This is a genomic window from Streptomyces sp. NPDC052101 (assembly GCF_040680235.1).
Taxonomy (GTDB): domain Bacteria; phylum Actinomycetota; class Actinomycetes; order Streptomycetales; family Streptomycetaceae; genus Streptomyces.
Window position 1 is genome coordinate 1 of sequence record NZ_JBFAWH010000089.1, and the last position, 6,022, is coordinate 6,022.

6 protein-coding genes are annotated in these 6,022 nt (G+C 70.4%); 3 read left to right on the forward strand and 3 right to left on the reverse strand.

The window, feature by feature from the left end; genetic code table 11:
- Both AB0L75_RS43680 and AB0L75_RS43685 read right to left on the reverse strand, forming a co-directional pair.
- Window positions 1-191, reverse strand: a 191-nt coding sequence (locus tag AB0L75_RS43680) for a hypothetical protein (protein ID WP_365191867.1), incomplete at its 3' end; no start/stop codon positions are given.
- Window positions 188-673 carry an ATP-binding protein gene (locus AB0L75_RS43685; protein WP_365191868.1) on the reverse strand — a complete coding sequence of 162 codons (486 nt, stop codon included), beginning with the start codon at window positions 671-673 and terminating at the stop codon, window positions 188-190. The genes AB0L75_RS43685 and AB0L75_RS43680, both read right to left, overlap by 4 nt.
- Before the next feature lie 276 nt (window positions 674-949).
- On the opposite strand from AB0L75_RS43685, the gene AB0L75_RS43690 reads away from it, so the two are divergent.
- Both AB0L75_RS43690 and AB0L75_RS43695 read left to right on the forward strand, forming a co-directional pair.
- Window positions 950-1,801 carry a helix-turn-helix transcriptional regulator gene (locus AB0L75_RS43690; protein ID WP_365191869.1) on the forward strand — a complete coding sequence of 284 codons (852 nt, stop codon included), beginning with the start codon at window positions 950-952 and terminating at the stop codon, window positions 1,799-1,801.
- 10 nt (window positions 1,802-1,811) lie between these two features.
- A complete protein-coding gene (locus tag AB0L75_RS43695; protein WP_365191870.1) occupies window positions 1,812-2,003 on the forward strand; it encodes a hypothetical protein in 192 nt (63 codons plus the stop codon).
- 48 nt (window positions 2,004-2,051) lie between these two features.
- Here AB0L75_RS43695 and AB0L75_RS43700 read toward each other — a convergent pair whose 3' ends face one another.
- On the reverse strand, window positions 2,052-4,670 hold the full coding sequence (locus AB0L75_RS43700) for a glycosyltransferase family 1 protein (protein ID WP_365191871.1): 2,619 nt from the start codon (window positions 4,668-4,670) through the stop codon (window positions 2,052-2,054).
- 335 nt (window positions 4,671-5,005) lie between these two features.
- On the opposite strand from AB0L75_RS43700, the gene AB0L75_RS43705 reads away from it, so the two are divergent.
- Window positions 5,006-6,022, forward strand: a 1,017-nt coding sequence (locus AB0L75_RS43705; RefSeq protein ID WP_365191872.1) for a maltotransferase domain-containing protein, incomplete at its 3' end; no start/stop codon positions are given.

Sequence of the window (6,022 nt, forward strand, 5' to 3'; positions counted from 1 at the left end):
CCGGCGAGCTCGGCGATGTCCTTACGCCGCCGCCCCTCGCCGGACCACAACACGATCCGTGCACGAAGCGCCACATCGACCGGAACATCCCGCGACCCGGCCAACTCCCGCAGTTCCGACATCTGTTCAGAGGAGAGATCCATGTTCAACTCAACGAGCCAACCAGCCTCAGGTTCCACGAACAGGATCACGAGACACTAGGCAACATCGCCCACATCCGCGTCCCGCCGCCCGGCTCCCTTGACGGCCCGAAGCCCCAGTCGCCGTCACAGGCGCGGCAGAGGCAGCCCAGGAAGCGGAGGGCGGCGCGGCGGCGGGTGTCACAGGCGACGGCGAGGTTCGGTTGCGTGTGGGGCGGGTGGCTGTCGTAGACGATCACCCGGAGGGCGTTCCAGCGATAGCGGAGCGAAAGGTAGAAGTCCGTTGAATCTGTGAACTGGGCAGCCACTGCTGTCAGTTCACCCACCGCCTGCAGACCGGCGTCGAGAACGTCGCTCAGCCCGTGCGCCTCCAGCATCGCCCGCGCCGCCGACCTCGCCAGCGCCGGGCTCGCCAAGGCTGCGGGCAGCGTGAGGCTGTAGGCGAGGGTTGCCGGGTCGGGCGGGGTGGGATCCGCCGGGTACATCGTCGCCAGCATCGGGCAGTGAGTCGCCAGCGGTTCGACGGCGGGCATGGGCATAGGAACTCCTCGGTGATCGCGGTTCCGTAGGGCATGGCAGCGGTGGCTTGTCTCCCTGACGCGGGCCCGCCCCTCCCAGGGGAGGAGAACGCGGGCAGGCTCGCGTGATGCGCTTCCGGCGCCACTGCCCTTCCGGTAAGTGGTCGGTGCGTCACTCAACGTAGGATGCGCAATGGGTACATTGCCACCTGATTCGAGAAATTGACCCGTGCGTGGTCGGCTGGCGACGAAGGGCGGCAGACTGCTGCCGATCAGTTCGGGAGGAACGCAATGCCACCGAGGACCACGCCCACGGAGCGTCAGAAGCGTCTGGGCAGCGAACTGCGCAAGATGCGCACGGCAGCGGGGATGACAGCGGACCAGGCCGCCGGCCTGCTCGGGCTCGACCGGGCGAAGGTCTCCAACATCGAGACGGGCATCCGTACCATCAGCCCGGAGCGGCTGCACACTCTCGCCTGCAACTGCGCATGTTCGGATCAGGCCTACATCGATACCCTGGTGGCCATGGCCCGACCCGACGGGCGGGGCTGGTGGGAGCGTTACCGAGGTTCCCTCTCCCCTGGGCTGCTGGATATCGCGGAACTGGAGTCGTACGCCGTGCGGATGCGCACAGCGCACACCGCTCACATCCCCGGCCTGCTACAGACCAGCGATCACGCTCTCGAACTCTTCCGCGCCGTGTTGCCTCAGCTACCGGAACATGAGGTTGCCCTACGGCTCGCCTACCGCGTGGAACGACAGCGCGTGCTGGAAGGAGAGAGCGCTCCGGAGTACGTCGCCCTCGTCCATGAGGCCGCCCTGCGGATGCAGTTCGGCGGCCGTGCTGTGGCGCGTGCCCAACTCGAACATCTGCTGGAGTTGTCGGAGCATCCGCCGGTACGACTCTTGGCCATCCCGTTCTCCGCCGGGACATTCCCAGGAGCCGGGCAGACCGTCAACTATCTGGAGGCAGCCGTCCCTCAGCTCGACACTGTCCAGGTCGACAGCTCCCATGGGCCGGAATTCCTGGGTGGCGCGCCACAGTTGGCCAAGTACCGAGCCCATTTGGACTGGATGGAGCGTATTGCGCTGTCACCGCAGACATCGCGCGACTTCATCCTTGACATCGCCAACAGCCTGTGAGGAGCAACCGATGAAGGACATCACCTGGGAGGACCCGTTCTGCGGTGAGGGAGCGAGCTGCTTCCGCCTCGGCACCGACCCACAAGGCAACGCCTACATCGCCATAGCCGGCCAAGAGGACCACTACCTCACCGACACCCGCGAAGCCCTCCGTACCCTCATCCGCGACATCAAGGCGGGCAAGGCGGACCACCTGCTGTGAGGCAGGGGCACGCCGGGGTCGCCCGGACCCCGGTGAACCCCACGTCGCTCAGCGCAGCAACACCCCCGCCCCCTCCACCCCCTCCCCCGACGGCACCGCCATCAGCCCCGGTTCCGCGCTCGACGCCAGCAGCCGGTGTGCGGGGAGGATGCGGACCGTGTAGCCGTAGGGGCCGGTGCGGTCCAGGGCGAGGGGGCCCTCGTACAGCAGGCGGCCCTCCAGATCCGGGGCACCGGTCGGCTTCAGCGGGACGACCGTCGCGTCCGTGATGTGGTCCTCGGCGTCGACCCGGCCGGACACCGCCTGGACCTCGACGTCGTCCGGGGTCAGGTCGCCCAGGCCGACGCGGACCCGCAGGCCCATCGTCGTGCCCAGTTCCGCCGTGGCCGTCGCCGCCGTCGTCTCCACATGGTCGACGCTGACGCCCGGCCAAGCCGCCCGGACCCGGGCCTTCCAGGCGGCCAGATCGATGGCCGTGTCCGGGGTCAGTGTGCGGTGTGCCTGCGCGGCGGGGACGTACAGGCGCTCCACGTACTCGCGGACCATACGGCCGGCCAGCACCTTGGGGCCGAGCAGGGTGAGGGTCTGGCGGACCATCTGGATCCAGCGGTCGGGCAGACCGGCACGGCCCTGCTCGTAGAAGCGCGGGGTCACCCGCTGCTCCATGAGGTCGTACAGCGCCGCCGCCTCGATGTCGTCGCGGCGGTCGGCGTCGGTGGCCGCGCCGTCCGCCGTCGGGATGGCCCAGCCGAAGTCCGGCTGGAACCATTCGTTCCACCAGCCGTCCAGGACGGAGAGGTTGAGGCAGCCGTTGAGCGCCGCCTTCATGCCGGACGTCCCACAGGCCTCCAGCGGGCGCAAGGGGTTGTTCAGCCAGACGTCACAGCCGGGGTAGAGCTTCTGTGCCATCGCCATGCCGTAGTCGGGGAGGAAGACGATGCGGTGGCGGACGCGCGGGTCGTCGGCGAAGCGGACCAGCTCCTGGACGAGGCGCTTGCCGCTGTCGTCCGCCGGGTGCGCCTTGCCGGCCACCACGATCTGCACCGGGCGGTCCGGGTGCAGCAGCAGGTCCATCAGGCGGTCGCGGTCGCGGAGCATCAGGGTCAGGCGCTTGTACGACGGGACTCTGCGGGCGAAGCCGATCGTCAGGACGTCCGGGTCCAGGACGCCCTCGATCCAGCCCAACTCCGCGTTTCCGGCGCCGCGTTGCCGCCAGGATGCGCGCAGCCGCTCGCGTACCTCCAGCACCAGCTGTTCGCGCAGGGTGCGGCGCAGTTCCCAGATCTCCTGGTCCGGGATGTCCGCGACCGAGTCCCAGCGCTCGGAGGCGCCCACGGTCAGCGCGTCCTCGGTGCGCTGGGCGCCGATCTGCCGGGCGCCGAGCCTGAGCACCTCCGGCGCCACCCAGGTCGGCGCGTGCACCCCGTTGGTCACGGAGGTGATCGGCACCTCCTCGGCGTCGAATCCCGGCCACAGGCCCGCGAACATCTCCCTGCTCACCTGCCCGTGCAGCAGCGACACCCCGTTGGCCCGCTGGGCCAGCCGGAGCCCCATCACGGCCATGTTGAACAGGTTCGGCTCGCCGCCCGGATAGGTCTCCATGCCGAGGCGCAGGATGCGGTCCACCTCGATGGCGGGCAGCTCGGCGTCCGCCCCGAAGTGCCGGGCGACCAGCTCCCGGTCGAAGCGGTCGATGCCGGCGGGGACGGGCGTGTGGGTGGTGAAGACCGTACCGCCGCGCACGGACTCCAGGGCCGAGTCGAAGTCCAGCCCCGTCGCGCACAGTTCGGCGATCCGCTCCAGGCCGAGGAAGCCCGCGTGTCCCTCGTTGGTGTGGAACACCTCGGGTTGCGGGTGCCCGGTGAGGCGGCAGTACGTCCGTACCGCCCGGACACCTCCTATGCCGAGCAGCATCTCCTGCAGCAGCCGGTGCTCGCTGCCGCCGCCGTAGAGCCGGTCGGTCACCCCCCGTTCGCCGAGGTCGTTCTCCTCCACGTCCGAGTCGAGCAGCAGCAGGGGGACGCGGCCGACCTGGGCCAGCCAGATACGGGCGTGCAGCGCACGGCCGCCGGGCAGTGCGAGGGAGACCTGCGCCAGGGCGCCTTCGGCCTCCTTCAGCTGGGTGAGCGGCAGCTCGTTGGGGTCGAGCACCGGGTAGTGCTCCTGCTGCCAGCCGTCGCGGGACAGGGTCTGCCGGAAGTACCCGTGCCGGTACAGCAACCCGACCCCGATCAGGGGTACGCCGAGATCGCTGGCCGCCTTCAGATGGTCCCCCGCCAGGATGCCGAGGCCGCCGGAGTACTGGGGCAGCGCGGCCGTGATGCCGAACTCCGGGGAGAAGTAGGCGACGGCGGCGGGCATGCCGTCCGCCTGTGTCTGATACCAGCGGTCGCCGGTCAGATAGTCGTCGAGGTCGTCGGCGACGGCGGTCAGCCGGCGCAGGAACCTCCGGTCGCCGGCCAGCTCGGCCAGCCGCGCCGGCCGCACCCGGCCCAGTATCCGCACCGGGTCGCTTCCGGCGGCGGCCCAGGCCTCGGGGTCCACGGACTGGAACAGGTCGCGCGTCTCGGCATGCCAGGACCAGCGCAGATTGCGCGCCAGGTCGACCAGCGGCCGGAGGGGTTCGGGGAGAACGGGACGGACGGTGAACCGACGGATCGCCTTCACATTCCACCTCGGGCGCGTTATGTGGTGAGACGTACGGCGCCGTACGTCTCGTCGTCATCCTCGACGGTAGTGGTTACCGGGGCGTCGGTGGGGAGGTGCCCGACGGGGGTGTCGGGGGGCGTGGAGAAGCGGTCGCGGGGCACCCGGATGAAAGGAGGCCGGTCTTCCGGGTGGACATACGCGTGAGTAGTTAACAAAGTTCCGGATTGCCCACCCGAACAGGGTGGGAAGGCTCCTCCGGTACACACCCCACAGGCGTCCCACAGCACCTCCGCAGGACCCACCTCCCCCACATCCCTCCGCCCACACCCTCGTTGACGCGGACAGGAGCGGTCATGCCCGCCACGCACCACTCGTCAGCACCACCGACCAGCAGCAGGCCCACGGCAGCGGCAGAGCAGGAACCGGCCACGAAGAAACCGGCGAAGAAGGCGGCTGCGAAGAAGACAGCGGCACAGAAGACGACGGCCAAGAAGACGACGGCCAAGAAGGCAGCGGCCACGAAGGCAGCGGCGAAGAAGACAGCGGGCAAGAAAGCCGTGAAGCCCGCCGCCCGCGTGCCCGGTCCGTCCGGCTCCGCCGCACCACCGCCCGCCGCACCGCCGGCCGCCGCACCACCGCCCGCCGCCGCGCAGACCGTCCTCGGCCGGATCCCCGTCCTGGACGTGCGCCCCTTGGTCCTGCACGGGCGCAGGCCGGCCAAGGCGGTGACCGGTGAGTCGTTCGAGGTGTCCGCCACCGTGTTCCGGGAGGGGCACGACGCCGTCGCGGCCAATGTGGTGCTGCGCGATCCGGCCGGCCGACCCGGTCCGTGGACCCCGATGCGTGAACTCGCCCCGGGCACCGACCGCTGGGGCGCCACCGTCACCGCGGGCGAGCCGGGCCGCTGGACCTACACGGTGGAGGCCTGGTCCGACCCGGTCGCCACCTGGCGGCACCACGCCCGCATCAAGATCCCGGCGGGGATCGACACCGAGCTGGTCCTCCAGGAGGGCGCGCGGCTGTACGAGCGTGTGGCCGCCGGAGTGCCGGAGGAGCAGCGGCCGGTCGTACGGGAGGCGGTCACGGCCCTGCGGGACGAGGGGCGTCCGGCCGCTTGGCGGCTCGCGGCGGCGCTGGCGCCCGAGGTGGAGGCGTTGTTGAGCCGCTACCCGTTGCGGGAGCTGGTCACCGCCTCGGATCCCATGCCGCTGCTGGTGGAGCGGGAGCGCGCCCTGTACGGCTCCTGGTACGAGTTCTTCCCGCGTTCGGAGGGCACCGCCGGGCAGCCGCACGGCACGTTCCGCACGGCCGTGCGCCGGCTGAAGCCGATCGCGGACATGGGTTTCGACGTCGTCTACCTCCCGCCGATC

Coding starts and splice junctions, on each gene's coding strand:
- AB0L75_RS43685 (WP_365191868.1), bottom strand. CDS start 673: ATGCCCGCCGTCGAACCGCTGGCGACTCACTGCCCGATGCTGGCGACG.
- AB0L75_RS43690 (WP_365191869.1), top strand. CDS start 950: ATGCCACCGAGGACCACGCCCACGGAGCGTCAGAAGCGTCTGGGCAGC.
- AB0L75_RS43695 (WP_365191870.1), top strand. CDS start 1,812: ATGAAGGACATCACCTGGGAGGACCCGTTCTGCGGTGAGGGAGCGAGC.